This window comes from Parasphingorhabdus sp. (assembly GCF_039982395.1).
GTDB lineage: Bacteria > Pseudomonadota > Alphaproteobacteria > Sphingomonadales > Sphingomonadaceae > Parasphingorhabdus.
In genome coordinates, this window is record NZ_JBDWYO010000001.1 from 650,657 (window position 1) to 668,969 (window position 18,313).

Sequence of the window (18,313 nt, forward strand, 5' to 3'; positions counted from 1 at the left end):
AGCCTCAAAAATCCGTGTAATTTAATAGATGATCTCGAGTTCTCCACCCGGCTCGCATGATGGAAATCCCGAGATCAATTGTGCAGATAATTACATTATTTGCCGACAACAATCACCCGAACGGGTGGTTGTGCGGCATTTGTTTCTGGGCAACTATGGCGCGAGTGGAGTCGCATATGGAGACAGATATCAACGGCTCGGAAAATTCGGCGCCAATGGAAGGCAGGGGGCAGCGGACGTTCAGTCTATGGCAGCTTTTCAGCTTTGGTGTCCTGACCACGCCGCTGTCAATGGGCGGCCTTGCGATGGTCATGTATCTCCCGACATTCTACGCATTTGATATGGGCCTGGGGCTCGCGCTTGTCGGCGCGGTCTTTGTTGCGCGGAGCTATAAAAATATTCTGCAGAATCTCTGGGGAGGTTGCAGGTATCTGCATATGCTCGATGGGGCATATATGCGGATCATTGACGGTTCCGACCGATTTTGGTTGTTGCTCGTCAGATATCGTCGATCATTTCCGCCAGAGTGGCAAGGCATTCGCGGGCGAGCAAGTTGCAGCGTTCGGGCGACCAGCCTTGCTCTGGATCGGGTAGATCGCGGTTGTCCTTAAACGGCATTTCCAGCGTCATCGCGACGGCGCCATAGCGCTCGGCGAGTTGATTGGTAGACATGGACAAATTGGCTTTGCCTTTGGCAGCCGTCGGATAGCCGAGCTTAGTCTGGAAATCCGGCGTGCGTTGGGCCAGGCGGTTGCGATAGCTGTGGTAATTTTCAAGCTGCTGGTCGTTGATTGACGGAATGCCTTCAAAACCGGCGATGAAAACCGCTGGTATGGCTTCGTCCCCATGTGCATCAATTGCAAAATCCACACCGCTTTTGTCCATGGCATTGCGGACGCATAAAACCTCGGGTGATTTTTCAGCGCTTGGCTCGTTCCATTCACGATTGAGGTTGATACCTGCATGATTGGTTCGCAAATGCCCTCTTCGCGAACCATCTGGGTTCATATTCGGTACGATATGGAACCGGCACTTCTGCAACAGCAATCGGGCATATGGGTCTGCGGGGTCGGTCAGCATTTCCAATATGCCTTCCATCCACCACTCCGCCATGCTTTCGCCCGGATGCTGGCGGGCGTAGAGCCAGACCTGCTTGTCGCCGCTTCCCATTTCCAGGCAATCGATCGCTTGGCCTTCCAGGCTATGGCCGAGTGTCCGTGCTGTGACGCCTTCGATGCCTGCTGTTTCGGCGATCAGGTCATGGTGCCGTTCCATGCTATAAGGCGCAAAATATGCGAACCAGACGATATTGCTGCTCGCTACGTAGCGAATCGACAAGGTGCCGCTTTTCTCGTCATATTGGCTTGGTGCGCGGCCCCAATAGTCGCGGTCTTCGCTAACACAGGCGTCATAATCGGGCCAACCTGGCGGATAGGCGGATTCTTCCAAACCGGTGATGCTGAGTTCCAGTTCGTCGCCAATCTCGCAGGCCACACGAAAATGAAACCACTGGAAAAACTCGCTGTCTTTGTCCTTGCGGATTGAAAGCGTGGCATTGGTGCCGTTAATTTCGTGGACTTCGATATTGCCGCTATCGAACGCGCTGTTGATTTGAATGCTCATGGCACCCTGATAGTGGTTCCGGACTCTCCGGGGAAGTCCCTGAATAACGCTTCGGTCAATTTGGCGGCAGCCAGTCCCGGCTGGGATGCTGGCGACCCGTCCTTTGCCTCGACCGATGCACGGCCTTCCCAGACGACGATATTACCTTCTCGCTTTGCGATGCGCACAGCGAGGTCGGTGGCAATCTTATCTTTCGGCCGGCCGCCGAGATTGATGCCGATGCCCAATCCAACGCCGGAACCATAGCTGCCTGTGCCGCCTCCTACGCCGACCGAAACCGGTGATCGCGATCCGCCGGCACTAATCTGAGACCGTTCCAGGGTGTAACGGGCAATATATTCGCTGTTTTCGGAACCACTTCTAGCCTCGGAAAAGCCGATTCGTTGCAGTTCGCGAAGCAAAGCGGCGTTATAGGTGGCATATTCGAGGCTTCTGCTGTGGCCTTGGTCTGGATCATTCGCCTCAATCGAGACACTGCCAGCGATAATTGCAGCGTCCTGTGCGTTGTGAAAGCGGGTGACATCAACCGGCGGCGCAATTGTCGTGCAGCCAGCCAAGAGCAATCCCGCAATAGTCGCCGTCGCAAATGATCGAAAGTCAGTCATGATAGTCACTCCTCCATTGCCCCCGGCTCATATTAGCGCATAAAATCCGCTAACGCGGTAAAAAATTGCATCTCATAGTTGCTGTGGTTAACCGATTCGTGAGATTGGCACGCTAAACGGCCAATATTGCAAACTTACAGGGATCTGCGGAACATGACGAAACCGTTCAAAATCTTGGTGACCGGCGGCGCTGGTTATATCGGTAGTCACGCCGTTTTGGCTTTGCAGCAAGCCGGCTGGTCGGTTGCCGTCATTGACAATCTGACCACGGGGTTTCGCTGGGCGGTTCCGGATAGCGCTGCTTTCTACGAAGGCGATATAGAAGATTCTGCATTGCTTGAGCAGATCATCAAGGCTGAGAATATTGGTGCCGTCATGCACTTCGCGGGCTCGGTCGTGGTTCCCGAATCGGTGACTGATCCGCTCAAATATTACAACAATAACAGCGCAAAGAGCCGCAGTTTGATTGAATCAGTCGTGGCCGGCGGTGTTCAGCATTTCATTTTCTCATCCACTGCCGCAACCTATGGCATTCCGGAGGAAAGCCCGGTGAGCGAGACGACGCCGCAGAAACCAATCAATCCCTATGGCATGTCCAAATTGATGACCGAGCATATGCTCCACGATGTCTCGGCGGCACATGACCTGAATTTTTGCGCGCTTCGCTATTTCAATGTCGCTGGTGCCGACCCGGAAGGGCGGACCGGACAGTCTACAGCCGGTGCGACCCATCTGATCAAGGTTGCGGTGGAGGCGGCGCTGGGCAAGCGCGACAGTGTCGCGGTCTTTGGGACCGACTATGATACGGCTGACGGCACGGGGGTGCGCGACTATATCCACGTATCGGACCTCGCCAACGCGCATGTGTTGGCACTTGACGCGCTGATCGCGGAGCCCAATCAAAATCATCTGCTCAATTGCGGCTATGGACGCGGCTTCTCTGTACTCGAAGTGCTCAATGCCGTTGATCGGGTCACGAACCTCAAGGTTGTCCGCAAAATGGAGGGCCGGCGGGCTGGTGATCCCGATTCGCTGATTTCGGACAATCGGGCGATTATGGAACGCTTTCCATGGCAGCCAAAACACGCCGATCTAGACGAAATTGTGGCCAATGCGCTGGCTTGGGAACGTAAACTCGTCGAAATTCGCGGAGAATAGCGCTGGTCGCTTGACTTTGGCGGCTGTCGACCTTAATTGCCCTGCTCAACGCAGCAAGGCTGCTTTCAAGAAATTCAGATAATCAAGGCGTGGTACCAAAATGAAAGTCCGCAACTCTTTGAAGTCGCTTAAAAACCGTCACCGGGATTGCCGCGTCATCCGTCGTCGTGGTCGCACCTATGTGATCAACAAGACGAATCGCCGGTTCAAGGCTCGCCAAGGCTAATTGCCTGTATTTGGCAGGAGATACTGCCATTTCCAAAATTGACACCGTCATCTTTGATATTGGCAATGTCCTCTATCATTGGGATTTGCGCTGCCTGTTTGCCAAGCTGATTGATGATCCGGAAGAGCTGGACTGGTTCCTCTCCCATGTGGTCACACCGGAATGGCATTTTCAACATGATGCTGGACGCCCCTTTGCCGATATGGTCGCAGAGCGCAGCCGCGAATTCCCCAAATATGCAGATCATATCCTGGCTTATTCCCGGCGTTTTCCCGAATCCATTCCGGGTCCGATAGAGGGTATGCTTGATATGGTGCGTGCGCTCGCGAAACGGGGTGTCCCCTTATTTGCGATCAGCAATTTCGGTGCCGAATCCTGGGCACAGTTCCGGCCAGAGGCCCCGATATTCGACCTCTTTATCGATATTGTCATTTCCGGCGAAGAAAAGTTGATCAAACCCGATCGCGCGATTTTCGAGCTAGCGCTGAAACGTTTTTCCCGGGGCGCCGGTCAATGTCTTTTCATCGATGACCGGCTCGACAATATCGAGGCCGGGCAGGCTGTCGGCATCGCGGGTCATCACTTTAAGAATGCCGCAATGCTCGAAAGCGAGTTGAGAGCCTTGCAGCTGCTCTAGCCGCCTTTCAGTTCATCTCCGCTTAGTCTGACGACATGCAGCAAATTGGTTGACCCCGGGGTTCCAAAAGGCACGCCGGCACAGACAATCAACCTTGATCCCGCCTGACCCAGCTTGTGGCGCAACGCCATGCGTTTGGCTTTGGCAATCATTTCTTCAAAGTCACTGACATCCCGCGTGACCACGGCATAAGCACCCCACAGCAATCCAACACGCCGTGCGGTGTGGCGATTGGGGGTGAGCACCATCAGAGGCACCGACGGCCGTTCCCGCGCCATTCTGCGGGCGGTCGAGCCGGAAGATGTATAGCAGACGATGGCCGACGTTTCGACGGTCCGGGCGATATTATAGCTTGCCGCGGCCAAAGCATCTGCGGTTGTTTCATCAGGCACGGTTTCGGTGAAATGCACTCGGTCCGCGTATGAAGGATCATTCTCCACCTGAGCGGCAATCCTGTCCATCATTGTTGCCGCTTCTATCGGCCAGTCACCAACAGCGGATTCGGCTGATAGCATGATCGCATCAGCGCCGTCATAGATAGCGGTCGCAACATCCGACACTTCAGCGCGGGTCGGCGTGGGCGATTTGATCATGGATTCCAGCATCTGGGTGGCAACGACCACGGGTCGTCCCAGTTTGCGGGCCGCCCCCACGATTTTTTTCTGCAATGGCGGAACTTGTTCCGGCAATAGTTCAACGCCCAGATCGCCGCGCGCCACCATGACGGCGTCGGATAGCTCGAGTATTTCGTCCAGTCGGTCGATCGCGGCAGGCTTTTCAATCTTGGCCAGCAATGCGGTCTTGCCGCCGATCAGTCGCCGCGCTTCGGCGACATCTTCCGGGCGCTGCACGAAGCTCAATGCGATCCAGTCGACATCTTGACCCAAGGCAAAGGTCAGGTCCTTGCGATCCTTGTCGGTGAGCGAGCTGACCGGCAACACGACTTCTGGCACATTGACGCCTTTGCGATCCGAAATTTCGCCGCCGACAATCACTTTGGTCTCGACGCTTTTGCCGTCTGTCTTGGTAACCTCCAGACGGATCTTTCCGTCATCCAGCAGCAGGGAATGACCGGGCTGCAATGTGCTCAGGATTTCCTTGTGGGGCAAGGTAACCCGGGTTGCGTCACCTTTCTTCTTTAGCATGTCCAGTGTGAAGCGTGCGCCATCTTTCAGCATCACCGGTGGTTTGGCAAATGTACCGATCCGCAGCTTTGGCCCTTGTAGATCGGCTAGAATGGTGATCGGCCGCCCGACTTTCTTTTCCAGCGCTCGGATTGATGTCACGTTGGCTGCATGTGCCTTATGTTCGCCGTGACTCATGTTCATCCGAAAGGCATCGACACCGGCACGGTACATTTTCTCGATCATTTCGGGACTGCCGCTGGCCGGGCCCAGCGTCGCCAGCACTTTGACCTTGCGGTTACGGGAGAAGATCGGCGATGCCATTTACAAATTCCTTAGTGGCGCTTTACCTGCGAGATGCCTATTTCTAAATCATGACAGGATTAAAACAAATAACAATGGAAACAAACATGACCGACCAAATTTCTGATGCAGCGGCGGCCGCTGCCTTTCACCGTCTCGTCACTCATCTTCAGCACCGCCATGACGCGGAAAACATAGATTTGATGGGACTGGCGGGCTTCTGCCGCAATTGCCTGTCGGACTGGGTGATGGAGGCGACCAACGAAGCAGGCGGATCCATGACCAAGGCGGATGCCCGTGCGGCAATCCACGGCATGCCAGCGAATGAATGGAAGACCAAATACCAGACGGAGGCGACGCCGGAGCGGCTCAAAAAGATGAAGGAAAGCGTGGCCAAAAACGCCGACGCATCTTAAAGACAGGCTACGAATCCGAATATAGTTTTTCAAAGGAATGAAAGAATGAGCGAAGGCAATGTTGCCGCAGACCAACTGCGTCTGTTTATTGAGCGTATCGAGCGGCTGGAAGAAGAGAAAAAAGGCATGGCGGACGATATTCGCGATGTATATTCCGAAGCGAAATCCCAGGGCTATGATGCCAAGATCATGCGCCAGATCGTTCGTCTGCGGAAAATGGAAACCCATGACCGGCAGGAAATGGAAGCCATTCTGGACACCTATAAGTCGGCGCTTGGTTTGGCCTGACCAATAGGGTAAAGTTTTTCGGAACAGGAGAGCAGCAATGATCGTTACCACGACACCGAGCGTCGAAGGCCATGCAATCCGTGACTATCGCGGGATCGTCATTGGCGAGGTGATTGTTGGCGCAAACCTGTTCCGCGATCTGTTTGCTAGCATCACCGATATTGTCGGCGGGCGCTCGGGCAAATATGAAGATGTATTGAAGCGCGCGCGCGATGAAGCCTTGGCAGAGATGGAAGCGGAAGCAGCGAAGGTCGGTGCCAACGCTGTTGTCGGCGTGGACCTTGACTATGAGGTCGTCGGCGACAAAGGTTCGATGCTGATGGTATCGGCATCGGGAACTGCGGTCATCGTAGAATAAGAACAGTGGGAATTTGAGGTAAAATGGCAGGCCATAGTAAATTTAACAATATCAAGCATCGCAAGGGTGCACAGGATAAGAAGCGCTCGGCGCAATTCTCGAAGCTAAGCCGGGAAATAACCGTGGCGGCCAAATCGGGCATGCCGGACCCGGATATGAACCCGCGCCTCCGCCTGGCTGTAAACAACGCCAAGGCAGTGTCGATGCCCAAAGACGGCATCCAGCGCGCGATCGACAAGGCCTCCGCCAATGAAGGCGATGATTATAGCGAAGTGCGCTATGAAGGCTTTGGTCCTGGCGGCGTTTCGTTGATCATCGAGACCCTGACCGACAACACCAACCGCACCTTCACCAATGTCCGGACGATCATGTCTCGCAATGGCGGCAATATCGGTGAGACTGGATCGGTTTCCCACGGGTTTGATCGTGTTGGATATATCCAATATCCCGCCAGTGCCGGCGACGAGGACAAAGTATTGGAAGCCGCCATGGAGGCGGGTGCCGATGATATTGCGTCCGACGATGACGGCCATGAAATCTGGACCGCGATGGAAGATCTGCACGAAGTGTCCGGCGCGCTGGAGACGTCTCTGGGGGAAGCAGGAAGCGTGAAGCTTGCGTGGCGCCCTTCCGTTCAGGTCGAAGTCGATCAGGAACAGGCGGAAACGCTGCTTGGTCTGATTGATCTTCTGGAAGAAGATGATGACGTCCAGACCGTCTGGGGCAATTATGATGTGTCCGACGAGATTATGGAAAAACTGAACGCCGAGTGATCATGGGAGCATGATTATCTTGGGCCTTGACCCCGGCCTCGGCACAACCGGCTGGGGCGTGATCAGCGCCGACGGCAATCGTCTGTCCCATATCGCCAATGGCCATATCAAAACCGATCCGAAAATGGCTTTGGCGAGCCGCTTGCTCAAGATCGACTTGGAGCTGACCGACCTGCTGCTGGAATATAAGCCGGAAGGCGCGGCGGTTGAGGAGGTGTTCGTCAACAGCAATCCGCAGAGCACATTGAAGCTGGGGCAGGCGCGCGGAGTGGTGCTGCTTGGCGCGTCTCGGACCGGGATAGAAGTCGGTGAATATTCGGCGCGCACGGTCAAGAAATCCGTGGTTGGGGTCGGCAATGCGGCCAAGGATCAAGTGCAAGCGATGATCAAAATCCTGCTGCCCGGCGTGAAACTGGCTGGCGAGGATGCCGCTGATGCGCTGGCCGTAGCGATCACCCATGTGCATCACCGGAAGCGGTAAGAACGAAAAGAACAAAACAAAAACTCGACAGATTCGCCTGCCGCGTTAAAACAGCCAGATGATTGCAAAACTAACCGGCACCATCGATGAAATCGGCATGGATAATATCGTGCTCGACGTGAATGGCGTCGGTTATCTGGTCTTCTGTTCGTCGCGCACCATTGGCGCGATCGGCGGCAAGGGTGATGGCGCGACCATCTATACCGAAATGCAGGTCAGCGAGACCGATATGCGTCTGATGGGCTTTGCCAGCGGTTCGGAGCGGGACTGGTTCCGGCTGCTGATCTCCGTGCAAGGCGTTGGCGGCAAGGTCGCGCTGGCGATATTGTCGGCACTGGAACCCGGAGAGATTTCGCGCGCGGTGGCGACCGCTGACAAGGCGATGGTCAGCCGCGCCAATGGCGTGGGGCCAAAACTGGCGCTGCGGATTGTCAATGAATTGAAGGACAAGGTCGGCGGCATCGCGACCGATCCGGTTGCTGGCGGCGGTGCGGTCCACGCGCCCTCGAACAACAACGCAGATGCGGTCAGCGCGCTGCAGAATCTCGGTTTTAAACCGGCGGATGCGAGCGCGGCTGTGGCTGCGGCAGATGCCGAGGCCGGCGATGGCGTGACGCTAGATGCGCTGGTGCGGCTGGCATTGAAGAAGGCGGCGCGGTGATGGAGAGTGCAGAAATCAATCCTGCGAGGTATGCCGTTTTCTTTGGGCTCGGCTGCCTATTTCCTCCAATAGTCACTTGGTTAGCATTAACTTGGCGAGAGGATAGCCTCTTTGTCAGTCTGTTTGCATACCTTTTAGGGGCTTTTCCTTTTATCCTAGCGTTTGATAGATTGAAGAGACGTGTATTTGCAGGTGTCCTGTATTTAATATTCATGGCACCGGTACTCGCTTTCGTTGTTCTTGAGCGATTATGCACTCTTTACGGCGGGTGTCCTTAGTTCTTGTGACCGGTGAACTCCTCTTTTTCCTCTGTCACCCTGAACTTGTTTCAGGGTCTACTTTCCCACGCTCGCAGGCTGTGATTGGGGCGGGGTGGATGCTGAAACGAGTTCAGCATGACGCTGGTGTTGTGAACTCAGTCACGTATCGGCGGCAGCCCAAGATTGACCGCCAGATCGACCCATTGCGGGTTTTCGGACTCGATCAGATTGACCTTCCATTGGCGGCGCCAGTTTTTCAGCTGTTTCTCGCGCGTGATCGCAGTGGCCATATCGTCGAACATTTCGAAGCGGACAAGGCGGTATACCGCATACTCTCTCGTAAAGCTTTCGACCGCACCTGCGCGATGCTGGTACAGGCGCTGGATCAGGTTCGACGTTACGCCGATGTAAAGCGTGCCGTAAGATTGGCTGGCGAGTATATAGACGCAGGGTTGTTTCACTTGTCGCACGGGCGGTATATGGGCGCACCATGGACCCTGAAACAAGTTCAGGGTGACGCATTCGGGGGTATTGGCCGTTACTGATAATCCGCATCTTACGCCGCAGCGGCAGCCGGAAGACATAGACGCCGCCCTGCGTCCGAAAACGCTCGACGAGTTTATCGGGCAGGAAGCGGCGCGCGGGAATTTGCGGGTGTTTATCGAAGCAGCCAAGGGGCGCAGCGAGGCGCTGGATCATGTGCTATTCTTTGGGCCACCCGGCCTGGGAAAGACCACGCTGGCGCAGATCATTGCGCGGGAACTGGGCGTTGGTTTTCGCGCCACGTCCGGTCCGGTTATTGCCAAATCCGGTGATCTTGCCGCGCTTCTGACCAATCTCGAAGAAGGCGATGTCCTGTTTATCGACGAAATCCACCGGCTTAATCCGGTGGTCGAGGAAGTGCTCTATCCGGCGATGGAGGATCGCGCGCTCGATCTGATCATCGGCGAGGGGCCGTCGGCGCGCAGCGTGCGGATCGACTTGCCGCAATTCACCCTGATCGGGGCGACCACAAGACAGGGGTTGCTGACCACGCCCTTGCGCGACCGTTTCGGCATTCCGGTGCGGCTCAACTTCTACTCGACTGAGGAGTTAGAAAAAGTCGTCCACCGTGCGGCAAAATTGCTCGATCTCGATATCGCTCCGGATGGTGCCACCGAAGTCGCCCGTCGCGCAAGAGGCACGCCGCGTATCGCTGGCCGCTTGCTCCGCCGGGTCCGCGATTTCGCCAATGTGTCGGGGGCCGCGATTGTCGATCGGAAAACCGCTGACGGCTCACTCACGCGGCTGGAAGTCGACAGCATCGGCCTCGACGCGATGGATCGCCGCTATCTCCTTATGATCGCGGATATCTACAAGGGCGGACCGGTGGGTGTCGAAACGCTAGCCGCCGGCCTGTCCGAACCGCGCGATACGATTGAGGAAGTAATCGAGCCTTATCTGATCCAGCTCGGCCTGATCGCCCGGACGGCGCGGGGGCGAATGCTCAACGATCGCGCATGGACGCATCTCGGCCTGACACCGCCTGCGGGCAAAGCCAGTGACGGCGAGCTGTTTGACTAAGCGTTTCCGGTCGGTCCGCAGGATTTAGTCGCGCTGTGTCGGCATGAAGCCGGATTTGCTGGTCTGATATTGAGCAGCAAACACCCGTCCGTCTCTAATATAAAGCGGCCCGTCATCAGCGCCTTTGGCAAATTCTCCGACAATATAATAATCACCGGACCGGGGAAGGTTGAGCCGGCCACAACTTGTCATCATCGGGATCGGGATCGTGACAAATTTTTTGCGTTTTTCAGCTGTGACCAATTGGGCCCGTACATAGTCATAGCGGTTGGCGTTTTGCTTGGCCGTATATTCGGTAAAGCGGACCTTTAGCTGAACCTTGCCTTCCGGAACATCTGCCAATGGTGCCTTATGGGCCATGCTATATTGTGTTTCAAACTGCGGCCCTTGGCAGGCATAGGCAGCCGAGTTCGACAAGCCGGCAATGGCGAAGATGGCCGTTCCAAAAAGCGCCGTGATATTCTGCATGGTCTGCTCCGTAGGCCATTTGAGATAGGTCCTCGTAGATCATAGACCCTGTCGACTATCTGAACAAAAGCAAAGGCTTTGCTTTGCTAGCGCGCCTTGATCTGCTCCGCTGTGGCCCAAGTCGCATGGGTGCCACTCGATATCCGGTGCGGCAATATGATCGTGCAGACCGGTCCAGCCGCGACATTCTGCGCATCGATAATGATGCACTCGCTGCGATCCTGCGCCATATCGGTGATGAAACTGATCAGATAGCCGTCATCTTCTGACTGTGCATTGGCGCGCGGAATGAAGGGCGCTTCGGACCCGAAGCGCTGCTCGCCAAAGGAGATATGGTCCGCTTCGCCTGTCTCCAGATCATGTTTGGTGAGGCCATTGAAAAGGAACCAGCCCGGCTCCCCGGTAGCGCTATAGACATAGCGATAGGGCTGTCCGGCGACCTGCTGGTTGATCATGCCAAACTCGACCGGATAATCGTTGAACAATGTCTCTTCTTTGGTCTCGCCGGTTTTCATATTGAAACGCCAGCGGTGCAGCTCTGGTTTGAAGCTGTGCAGATCGATGCTCGCGCCCATGCTTTCATAGCCCGCCGGGAAATTGGTCAGCGGTGCCGGCACAGGTTCATTCTGGAAATAGCCGTCGAGGACGACCTCATCGCCATCCTCATAGGCATTGGTCCAGTGCAGCACATAGGTCGGCTTGGCATCGAACCATTTGATATCTTCCGGCTGCCCCATGCGGGGGATGATGCCAAAGCGCGTGGGTTCATCGGGGTGATAAGCGGGAATGTAGAGGTTCCGTTCGATCAGCTCCGGCTTCCAATAGAGCGGGCAGTCGTTGAATATCGCGAAATTCTCGGTGAACGCCATATCATGGGGCAAGCGCGCGCCGGGCAAGTCGATGGGCACGAGATGTTTGAGCTGGTTGTCGGATCCAACGACACCATATTGAAGAAATGGCGCTTTGGTCGAATAGTTGAAGAATAGCAATTCGCCCGTGGCTTCGTCGACCTTCGGGTGGGCGGAGATACCATCCTCCGGAACCCAGCCCGCGGTACCGAGCGTTTCCAATGTCTCCGGGTCGAGCCGATAGCCTTCGCCGCATTGATAGAATGTCGAGAGGATCGCGCCGGCGTGAACCACAACGTCGGTCGAGCTGCTGTCCTTGACGCTGCCATGCGCCCCCCATCCCTTGCGCTTGGAATCATCGGGCTTGCCCATGATGCCAACCCACAAAGGACCGCCTTCGGCCTGTTCGGCTTCAAAGCCCTCGGTCCGGACAAAGCGATTGCGATAGCTTGCCTTGCCGCCCTGCAAACGGATGGTGTGGATCATCCCGTCGCCATCGAAGGGGTGATAGCGACCGATGCTGTCATGAACCGGGTTTTCTGTATTGCGGATGTAGAGGCCGTCAATGTCGGCTGGAATGGTCCCGATTATTTCGAGATCATCCCGGTCGACTTCCTCGAAAACCGGAGTCCAGGCGCCGTTGCGATACGGATGGTCATTCGGCTGCAGCGTCGCCTTCACCTGATCCACCCGGGTCGCCATCAGTCACGCAGCAATTCGTTGATACCGGTTTTGGAACGCGTTTGCGCATCGACCGTCTTGACGATCACGGCGCAATAGAGGCTTGGTCCTGGTACGCCATCAACATTGACCTTTGGCGGCATCGTTCCAGGGACAACCACCGCATATGGCGGCACTTCACCGATCCAGATTTTGCCGGTGATACGGTCGACGATCTTGGTTGATGCGCCAAGATAGACGCCCATGGAGAGCACGGCGCCTTCGCCAACGCGGACGCCTTCTGCGACTTCGGACCGTGCGCCGATAAAGGCACCATCTTCGATGATCACAGGGCCCGCCTGCAACGGCTCCAGAACCCCGCCAATGCCAGCACCGCCGGAAATATGAACATTTTTGCCAATCTGCGCGCAGCTTCCGACCGTGGCCCAGCCATCGATCATGCTGCCTTCATCCACAAAAGCACCAATGTTCACAAAGCTTGGCATCAAAACAACGCCGCGCCCGATATGCGCGCCCTGCCGCACGATGGAGCCGGGTACGGAACGGAAGCCTGCTTCGCGGAAACGGTTTTCACCCCAACCGGCAAATTTGCTCGGGACCTTGTCCCAATGGTTCGCGCCACCAGGGCCTTCGATCACTTCATTGTCGTTGAGCCGGAAGGAGAGCAATACGGCTTTCTTGAGCCATTGATTGACGACCCACGCGCCGTCTTTTTTCTCCGCAACACGCCCGGTCCCGTTGTCGAGCATCGCAAGAGCGGCATCCACGGCATCGCGAATCTCGCCCTGGGTTGTCAGGCCAAGGGATTCCCGTTTTTCCCAGGCGTCGTCGATGATGGTCTGCAATGCTGCGGTCATGTTGGTTGTTCTTCCTTCATATTGTGGAGGCCGGTGACCCAGCTTTCCAGATCGGTGATTTCGTGGTCAATATAAGCAGGATCATGCTCCCGGCCAGCCCATTCTGCACCGGTGTTGATCCACACGGTCGTCATGCCCAAATCTTTCGCCGGGCGCAAATTACGGGCCATATCTTCGACGAATAATGCGCGGGTTGGATCGATACCGGTGGCCGCGATCATGCTGTCATAGGCGGGCTTTTGTGGCTTGGGGACGAGGTCTGTATCCCGGATATCATGCATTTGGTGAAACAGCTCGCTGAAGCCGCGCCTTTCCAACACCCGTTCGGCATAGGGCCGGTCGGCATTGGTGAAGACCAGCTTTTCTCCGGGCAGCGCGGCAATGGCAGCGCGGATCAAAGGCGCGGGAGACAGACGGTCCATATCGATATCATGGACAAAATCGAGGAAATCGGCCGGATCGGTGTCATGATGATGCATCAAGCCCGCCAGCGTGGTGCCATGATCGTGGAAAAAACCCTTCTGGATTTTCCGCGCTTCCACGAGATCACAGTCCAGTGTCTGGGAAATATATTCCCCCATTTTGATGTCGATCAAGGCGAATAGATCGCACTCGGCCGGATAGAGCACATTATCGAGATCAAAAATCCAGTGATCGATATGGGAAAATTGTGGTGGCATAAGGCAATCGCCTAAAGACCGTTTCCGGCAATCACAAGCGGCAATATGGGTTAGGCCCGTGCTCCGGCATCCTCGACGCTCGTGCTATTGTGGCGGAGCGCCTTCAGCACGGTATCGACAATGCCGTCCGCATCAAGACCAGCTTCGGCATATTGTACATCCGGCTTGTTTTGATCCTGAAATAGGTCGGGCAGGCGCATGGTCCGGATTTTCAGGCCAGCATCCGTCAGACCCTGATCAGAGGCCATGGTGAGCACATGGGCGCCGAGGCCGCCGACAGATGCTTCTTCAACCGTGACCGCGACTTCATGGCTGGTCAGCAATTTGCGGATCAGATCTTCATCCAAAGGTTTGGCAAAACGAAGATCGGCAACGGTCGTACTCAATCCTTTGGCTTCCAGTCGTTCGGCCGCTTTCTTGGCTTCTTCGAGGCGCGCGCCCAGAGAGAGTATCGCGACCTTGGTGCCTTCTTTGACGATCCGGCCTTTGCCGATTTCCAATTGTTCCAGCTTTTCCGGAATAGGCACGCCGGTGCCATTGCCGCGCGGATAGCGGAAGGCGATGGGGCCTTTGTCATATTCCGCAGCGGTATAGGTCATGTGCGCGAGTTCTGCTTCGTCAGCGGCGGCCATCACGACCATATTGGGGAGCGTTGCGAGATAGGTGATATCAAAAGATCCCGCATGGGTGCTGCCATCCGCGCCGACCAGGCCAGCCCGGTCAATGGCAAAGCGAACCGGCAGATTCTGGATCGCCACATCATGGACAACTTGATCATAGGCGCGCTGCAGGAAGGTTGAATAGATTGCGCAAAAGGGCCGCATGCCTTGAGCCGCGAGACCGGCTGCAAAGGTAACGCCATGCTGTTCGGCGATGCCGACATCAAAAGCTTTGTCAGGATGCGCCTTGGAAAATTTGTCGACGCCGGTGCCCGACGGCATGGCGGCGGTAATCGCGCAGATACGGGAATCATTGTCGGCCAGTTTGGCGAGGGTTTCGCCGAATACATTCTGATAGGCAGGCGGTCCGCCACCGGGGCCCTTATTCTGCTTGCCGGACACCACATCAAATTGCGCTACGCCATGATATTTGTCGGCAGCTTCCTCTGCAAATTTATAGCCTTTGCCCTTCTCAGTGACGACATGGATCAGGCAGGGACCTTCCGCAGCATCGCGAACATTTTCCAGGATGGGAATAAGATGCTCAAGATTGTGGCCGTCGATCGGTCCGACATAATAGAAGCCCAGCTCTTCGAACAGGGTGCCGCCCATGGTCATGCCGCGGGCATATTCATCAGTCTTGCGCGCTGCATCATGCAGTGCCTTGGGCAGCTTTCTGGCGATGCGCCGGGCCAGCTGGCGCACGCCCAGAAATTCGCGGGATGAAACAATCCGCGCGAGATAGGCCGACAGTCCGCCCACCGGTGGAGCAATCGACATGTCATTGTCGTTGAGAATGACGACCAGCCGGTTGCCTGCTGCTTCGGCATTGTTCATCGCTTCATAAGCCATGCCCGCACTCATCGCGCCATCGCCGATCACTGCAATGCCCCGGCCCGGCTTGTCATTCAATTTGTTGGCAATGGCAAAGCCCAGCGCCGCGCTGATCGAAGTGGAGCTATGTGCTGCACCAAAAGGATCATATTCGCTTTCTGATCTTTTGGTAAAGCCAGACAGGCCCCCACCTTGGCGGAGGGTTCTGATGCGATCTCGGCGACCGGTGATGATTTTGTGGGGATAGCATTGATGGCCAACATCCCAGATCAACCGATCTTCCGGAGTGTTAAAAACATAGTGGATTGCGGTCGTCAGCTCGACCACACCCAGGCCTGCGCCGAGATGGCCGCCGGTTGTGGATACGGTATCGATGACTTCCGTGCGCAGCTCATCGGCAAATTGACGGAGCTGGGCTGGTTTCAATTTACGCAAATCTGCGGGAAGGGAGACATCATCCAGCAAAGGTGTATTCGAAACTGGCATATTCACTCCCTATTTGATCCCAGCTTTAACGGCATCGCTTTGTTCTGTCGAACTTTCAGCAGACTGTTAGTGAATATTTGCTGACGAACGAGAAGGATCAAATGCATTTCTGGCAAATACCGCGCACTTCGATAACCGGGCGGATGGAGTTGAATCCTTGGCTTTGTGCTACTTTTCGCACTTGTTGGGACAAGGGTTCGTCGTCGATATGCGTGGCTTCTCCGCACGTGTCGCAAACCAGAAAAATACAATCATGTTCGCAACCGGGATGGCTATTGGCAATATATGCATTGGCGCTTTCGACCCGCATCGCGAGATTCTTCGCCACAAATAGGTCTAGAATCCGGTACACACTATTCGGTGCCACGCGCTTGCCGCGCGCGGTCGAAACCAGTTCGGCAATGTCATAGGCAGAGGCCGGACGAGAGAATCCAGCCAGCGCTTCAAATATCGCCGCCCTTGTGTCTGTCCATTTTTCGCCGGACTTTTCCAGATTGACGCGTGCTGCATCCGCTAAGGATTCGCCGTGATGCTCGTGATGATCATGTTTTCCCATAGGGATAATTTAGGGATGTTTGGCCGCGAGGGCAATGGGCAGTAATTAATGCGTGGCGCGGTAGTTTAGGTCATGGGCCAACGCAAGAAATCCGACGCCTAACATGGTGTAGAAAATCTCGGCACCGCTATGGCCTTGATCATGTCCCAGCGTGATCGCGCCTATCATCATGCCCAGCCCCAGACTGCCAACGGCCACCGGCATGACATAGCCATGATCCAAGACGCCCCGACCCAAGGTGAAAAAGCCCAATGCAATAGCCACTCCCAATCCGATTTCATGGACCAGCGGATCAAGCAGCATGCCGCCTGCTGAAGACAGGAGCGCGACAAAGGCAATGGTTGAAACGCAATGGACAAGACATAGGCCAGAGACAATCACGGCTAGACGATCCCACAGGCCATCCCTGATCAAAAGACCATCTTTGTTCCACAAATTCGCTGTCGTAAACACGACTCACTGCCTCACTTGTTCGTTTCGTGGCGCCGATATAGGAATAAACGTGTTAAGATACAACATAACATTATTGAACTTTGGCTTTTTTGTGGTTGGTCGCGGCCTTTGTGGTTGTCACGCCCTGCTTTTGATACCAAATAGCAGCCAATGACCGATCAGATCGTTCCAAATCAACCGGATATCACGGCAAGTCCGCAGCCTATCGCTATCGCAAACTGGCTCTATTCTGTCGCCTTTCTGGTGTTTGTCATGGTGATTGTCGGCGGTATCACCCGGCTCACCGAATCGGGTTTGTCGATAACCGAGTGGAAGCCGGTAACCGGGGCATTGCCTCCGTTGAGCGAGGCGGACTGGTTGTCCGAGTTTGAAAAATATAAGCAGATCCCAGAATATCTGGAAATTAACGGCCCTGCGGGCATGACGCTGGCGGATTTCAAATTCATCTATTTTTGGGAATGGGTGCATCGTTTGCTCGGGCGTTTGATTGGCCTAGCCTTTGCATTGCCGCTACTCTGGTTTGCAGTGAAGCGGGCCATCCCCAACGGCTATGGCGGACGTCTATTGGCCTTGCTGGCGCTCGGCGGGCTGCAGGGTACAATTGGCTGGTGGATGGTCAGTTCTGGGCTGAGCGAACGAACGGATGTCAGCCACTATCGGTTGGCGGTGCATTTGTTGACAGCGCTGGTGATTCTCGGTGGGCTTGTCTGGACCGCACTGGATTTGCGTCAACTTGCCGTGGGCAATGTTAAGCCGGCCCGTGTGACGGGCTTTGGCTGGTCGGTGCTAGCTGTGCTCTTCATACAGCTTCTGTTCGGCGCTTATACGGCAGGCCTCAACGCCGGCTATGTGTCCAATACATGGCCGTTGATGAATGAATATTTCATTCCCGGCGGCATCGAATGGGCCAATGGAATTTGGTCGGCTTTGAGCAATGACCCCTATCTGATCCATTTCATTCATCGCTGGTGGGCCTGGGTTGCTGTCGGCTTTCTGGTCATTCTCGCTCGCAGGGTCCGTCCCATAGATCGCAGGGCCTCCGTTGCGATTCATATGGCTTTTGGAAGCCAGATACTGCTCGGCATCGCGACCGTGATGACGGGGATTAATATTCATCTTGCCGTGCTGCATCAGGCGGTAGGCGCACTGGTCGTCGCGTCGACCATATGGGGCGTACATCTGATCGGCCATAGGCAAGCCGAAAATAGCAAAAGGTAATATTATACCCGTCAGCAAAGCCCCGCTTTCGCTTGACTTGCCGTGAAAACATCGCCAATAGCGCCGCAGTCTGCCGGGCCAATACGTCCCGGCTTTT

At 55.5% G+C, this 18,313-nt stretch carries 22 protein-coding genes; 11 read left to right on the plus strand and 11 right to left on the minus strand.

Annotated elements, in window-relative coordinates; translation table 11 throughout:
• Positions 1-498: 498 nt before the first annotated feature.
• Positions 499-1,623, minus strand: coding sequence for a M14-type cytosolic carboxypeptidase (locus ABJV08_RS03225; protein ID WP_348041757.1), 1,125 nt, complete (start codon positions 1,621-1,623; stop codon positions 499-501).
• Complete coding sequence (locus ABJV08_RS03230) at positions 1,620-2,228, minus strand: hypothetical protein (protein ID WP_348041755.1); 609 nt, start codon at positions 2,226-2,228, stop codon at positions 1,620-1,622. Before ABJV08_RS03230 ends, ABJV08_RS03225 begins: the two co-directional genes overlap by 4 nt.
• A 153-nt stretch (positions 2,229-2,381) precedes the next feature.
• Here ABJV08_RS03230 and galE point away from each other — a divergent pair, with 153 nt between their 5' ends.
• The 3 genes from galE (at position 2,382) to ABJV08_RS03245 (ending at position 4,249) form a co-directional block, all read left to right on the plus strand.
• The gene (gene galE, locus ABJV08_RS03235) at positions 2,382-3,386 is read left to right on the plus strand and encodes a UDP-glucose 4-epimerase GalE (RefSeq protein ID WP_348041753.1); all 1,005 of its coding nucleotides are present in this window, start codon (positions 2,382-2,384) and stop codon (positions 3,384-3,386) included.
• A gap of 100 nt (positions 3,387-3,486) precedes the next feature.
• Complete coding sequence (ykgO, locus tag ABJV08_RS03240) at positions 3,487-3,612, plus strand: type B 50S ribosomal protein L36 (protein WP_011415100.1); 126 nt, start codon at positions 3,487-3,489, stop codon at positions 3,610-3,612.
• Between the two features lie 10 nt (positions 3,613-3,622).
• Positions 3,623-4,249, plus strand: coding sequence for an HAD family phosphatase (locus ABJV08_RS03245; protein ID WP_348041751.1), 627 nt, complete (start codon positions 3,623-3,625; stop codon positions 4,247-4,249).
• Here ABJV08_RS03245 and pyk read toward each other — a convergent pair.
• Positions 4,246-5,697, minus strand: a complete 1,452-nt coding sequence (gene pyk / locus ABJV08_RS03250; protein WP_348041749.1) for a pyruvate kinase — start codon at positions 5,695-5,697, stop codon at positions 4,246-4,248. The genes ABJV08_RS03245 and pyk overlap by 4 nt on opposite strands.
• An 86-nt stretch (positions 5,698-5,783) precedes the next feature.
• On the opposite strand from pyk, the gene ABJV08_RS03255 reads away from it, so the two are divergent.
• Genes ABJV08_RS03255 through ruvA form a run of 6 tightly spaced genes read left to right on the plus strand, consistent with a single transcriptional unit; the run spans position 5,784 to position 8,653 of the window.
• Positions 5,784-6,092, plus strand: coding sequence for a DUF1244 domain-containing protein (locus tag ABJV08_RS03255; RefSeq protein ID WP_348041747.1), 309 nt, complete (start codon positions 5,784-5,786; stop codon positions 6,090-6,092).
• A 45-nt stretch (positions 6,093-6,137) separates the two neighbouring features.
• Positions 6,138-6,380: a DUF2312 domain-containing protein gene (locus ABJV08_RS03260; protein ID WP_100093000.1), complete on the plus strand. Its 243-nt coding sequence runs from the start codon at positions 6,138-6,140 to the stop codon at positions 6,378-6,380.
• A gap of 37 nt (positions 6,381-6,417) precedes the next feature.
• Positions 6,418-6,738, plus strand: a complete 321-nt coding sequence (locus tag ABJV08_RS03265) for a heavy metal-binding domain-containing protein (RefSeq protein ID WP_348041745.1) — start codon at positions 6,418-6,420, stop codon at positions 6,736-6,738.
• Between the two features lie 23 nt (positions 6,739-6,761).
• Positions 6,762-7,511: a YebC/PmpR family DNA-binding transcriptional regulator gene (locus ABJV08_RS03270; protein ID WP_348041743.1), complete on the plus strand. Its 750-nt coding sequence runs from the start codon at positions 6,762-6,764 to the stop codon at positions 7,509-7,511.
• A 10-nt stretch (positions 7,512-7,521) separates the two neighbouring features.
• Positions 7,522-7,992: a crossover junction endodeoxyribonuclease RuvC gene (ruvC, locus tag ABJV08_RS03275; RefSeq protein WP_348041741.1), complete on the plus strand. Its 471-nt coding sequence runs from the start codon at positions 7,522-7,524 to the stop codon at positions 7,990-7,992.
• A 58-nt stretch (positions 7,993-8,050) separates the two neighbouring features.
• Positions 8,051-8,653, plus strand: coding sequence for a Holliday junction branch migration protein RuvA (gene ruvA / locus ABJV08_RS03280; RefSeq protein WP_348041739.1), 603 nt, complete (start codon positions 8,051-8,053; stop codon positions 8,651-8,653).
• A 415-nt stretch (positions 8,654-9,068) separates the two neighbouring features.
• Here the strand turns inward: ruvA and ABJV08_RS03285 are convergent, their stop codons facing one another.
• The gene (locus ABJV08_RS03285) at positions 9,069-9,374 is read right to left on the minus strand and encodes a GIY-YIG nuclease family protein (RefSeq protein WP_348041737.1); all 306 of its coding nucleotides are present in this window, start codon (positions 9,372-9,374) and stop codon (positions 9,069-9,071) included.
• A gap of 70 nt (positions 9,375-9,444) precedes the next feature.
• Here ABJV08_RS03285 and ruvB point away from each other — a divergent pair, with 70 nt between their 5' ends.
• A complete protein-coding gene (gene ruvB, locus ABJV08_RS03290) occupies positions 9,445-10,476 on the plus strand; it encodes a Holliday junction branch migration DNA helicase RuvB (RefSeq protein WP_348041735.1) in 1,032 nt (343 codons plus the stop codon).
• Positions 10,477-10,500: 24 nt separating this feature from the next.
• Here ruvB and ABJV08_RS03295 read toward each other — a convergent pair whose 3' ends face one another.
• From ABJV08_RS03295 to ABJV08_RS03325, 7 genes are all read right to left on the minus strand, one after another.
• Positions 10,501-10,944 (minus strand): hypothetical protein, encoded by a 444-nt coding sequence (locus ABJV08_RS03295; RefSeq protein WP_348041733.1) that lies wholly within the window; start codon positions 10,942-10,944, stop codon positions 10,501-10,503.
• 86 nt (positions 10,945-11,030) lie between these two features.
• Entirely contained in the window at positions 11,031-12,494 is a 1,464-nt protein-coding gene (locus ABJV08_RS03300) for a carotenoid oxygenase family protein (RefSeq protein ID WP_348041732.1), read from the minus strand.
• Complete coding sequence (dapD, locus tag ABJV08_RS03305) at positions 12,494-13,330, minus strand: 2,3,4,5-tetrahydropyridine-2,6-dicarboxylate N-succinyltransferase (RefSeq protein WP_348041731.1); 837 nt, start codon at positions 13,328-13,330, stop codon at positions 12,494-12,496. Before dapD ends, ABJV08_RS03300 begins: the two co-directional genes overlap by 1 nt.
• Positions 13,327-14,010, minus strand: a complete 684-nt coding sequence (locus tag ABJV08_RS03310; protein ID WP_348041730.1) for a pyrimidine 5'-nucleotidase — start codon at positions 14,008-14,010, stop codon at positions 13,327-13,329. The genes dapD and ABJV08_RS03310 overlap by 4 nt, the downstream gene beginning before the upstream one ends.
• A 50-nt stretch (positions 14,011-14,060) precedes the next feature.
• Complete coding sequence (dxs, locus tag ABJV08_RS03315; protein WP_348041728.1) at positions 14,061-15,989, minus strand: 1-deoxy-D-xylulose-5-phosphate synthase; 1,929 nt, start codon at positions 15,987-15,989, stop codon at positions 14,061-14,063.
• Between the two features lie 97 nt (positions 15,990-16,086).
• Positions 16,087-16,545, minus strand: a complete 459-nt coding sequence (locus ABJV08_RS03320; protein WP_348041726.1) for a transcriptional repressor — start codon at positions 16,543-16,545, stop codon at positions 16,087-16,089.
• A gap of 45 nt (positions 16,546-16,590) precedes the next feature.
• Entirely contained in the window at positions 16,591-16,998 is a 408-nt protein-coding gene (locus tag ABJV08_RS03325; protein ID WP_348041724.1) for a MerC domain-containing protein, read from the minus strand.
• Positions 16,999-17,148: 150 nt separating this feature from the next.
• Between ABJV08_RS03325 and ABJV08_RS03330 the strand changes: the two genes are divergently transcribed.
• Entirely contained in the window at positions 17,149-18,216 is a 1,068-nt protein-coding gene (locus ABJV08_RS03330; protein WP_348041722.1) for a COX15/CtaA family protein, read from the plus strand.
• The last annotated feature ends 97 nt before the right edge of the window (positions 18,217-18,313 follow it).

What these genes read in the sequence shown, in the direction of transcription:
- ABJV08_RS03225 (WP_348041757.1), bottom strand. Translation starts at nt 1,623, where the DNA reads ATGAGCATTCAAATCAACAGCGCGTTCGATAGCGGCAATATCGAAGTC.
- ABJV08_RS03230 (WP_348041755.1), bottom strand. Translation starts at nt 2,228, where the DNA reads ATGACTGACTTTCGATCATTTGCGACGGCGACTATTGCGGGATTGCTC.
- galE (WP_348041753.1), top strand. Translation starts at nt 2,382, where the DNA reads ATGACGAAACCGTTCAAAATCTTGGTGACCGGCGGCGCTGGTTATATC.
- ykgO (WP_011415100.1), top strand. Translation starts at nt 3,487, where the DNA reads ATGAAAGTCCGCAACTCTTTGAAGTCGCTTAAAAACCGTCACCGGGAT.
- pyk (WP_348041749.1), bottom strand. Translation starts at nt 5,697, where the DNA reads ATGGCATCGCCGATCTTCTCCCGTAACCGCAAGGTCAAAGTGCTGGCG.
- ABJV08_RS03255 (WP_348041747.1), top strand. Translation starts at nt 5,784, where the DNA reads ATGACCGACCAAATTTCTGATGCAGCGGCGGCCGCTGCCTTTCACCGT.
- ABJV08_RS03260 (WP_100093000.1), top strand. Translation starts at nt 6,138, where the DNA reads ATGAGCGAAGGCAATGTTGCCGCAGACCAACTGCGTCTGTTTATTGAG.
- ABJV08_RS03265 (WP_348041745.1), top strand. Translation starts at nt 6,418, where the DNA reads ATGATCGTTACCACGACACCGAGCGTCGAAGGCCATGCAATCCGTGAC.
- ABJV08_RS03270 (WP_348041743.1), top strand. Translation starts at nt 6,762, where the DNA reads ATGGCAGGCCATAGTAAATTTAACAATATCAAGCATCGCAAGGGTGCA.
- ruvC (WP_348041741.1), top strand. Translation starts at nt 7,522, where the DNA reads ATGATTATCTTGGGCCTTGACCCCGGCCTCGGCACAACCGGCTGGGGC.
- ruvA (WP_348041739.1), top strand. Translation starts at nt 8,051, where the DNA reads ATGATTGCAAAACTAACCGGCACCATCGATGAAATCGGCATGGATAAT.
- ABJV08_RS03295 (WP_348041733.1), bottom strand. Translation starts at nt 10,944, where the DNA reads ATGCAGAATATCACGGCGCTTTTTGGAACGGCCATCTTCGCCATTGCC.
- ABJV08_RS03300 (WP_348041732.1), bottom strand. Translation starts at nt 12,494, where the DNA reads ATGGCGACCCGGGTGGATCAGGTGAAGGCGACGCTGCAGCCGAATGAC.
- dapD (WP_348041731.1), bottom strand. Translation starts at nt 13,330, where the DNA reads ATGACCGCAGCATTGCAGACCATCATCGACGACGCCTGGGAAAAACGG.
- ABJV08_RS03310 (WP_348041730.1), bottom strand. Translation starts at nt 14,010, where the DNA reads ATGCCACCACAATTTTCCCATATCGATCACTGGATTTTTGATCTCGAT.
- dxs (WP_348041728.1), bottom strand. Translation starts at nt 15,989, where the DNA reads ATGCCAGTTTCGAATACACCTTTGCTGGATGATGTCTCCCTTCCCGCA.
- ABJV08_RS03320 (WP_348041726.1), bottom strand. Translation starts at nt 16,545, where the DNA reads ATGGGAAAACATGATCATCACGAGCATCACGGCGAATCCTTAGCGGAT.
- ABJV08_RS03330 (WP_348041722.1), top strand. Translation starts at nt 17,149, where the DNA reads ATGACCGATCAGATCGTTCCAAATCAACCGGATATCACGGCAAGTCCG.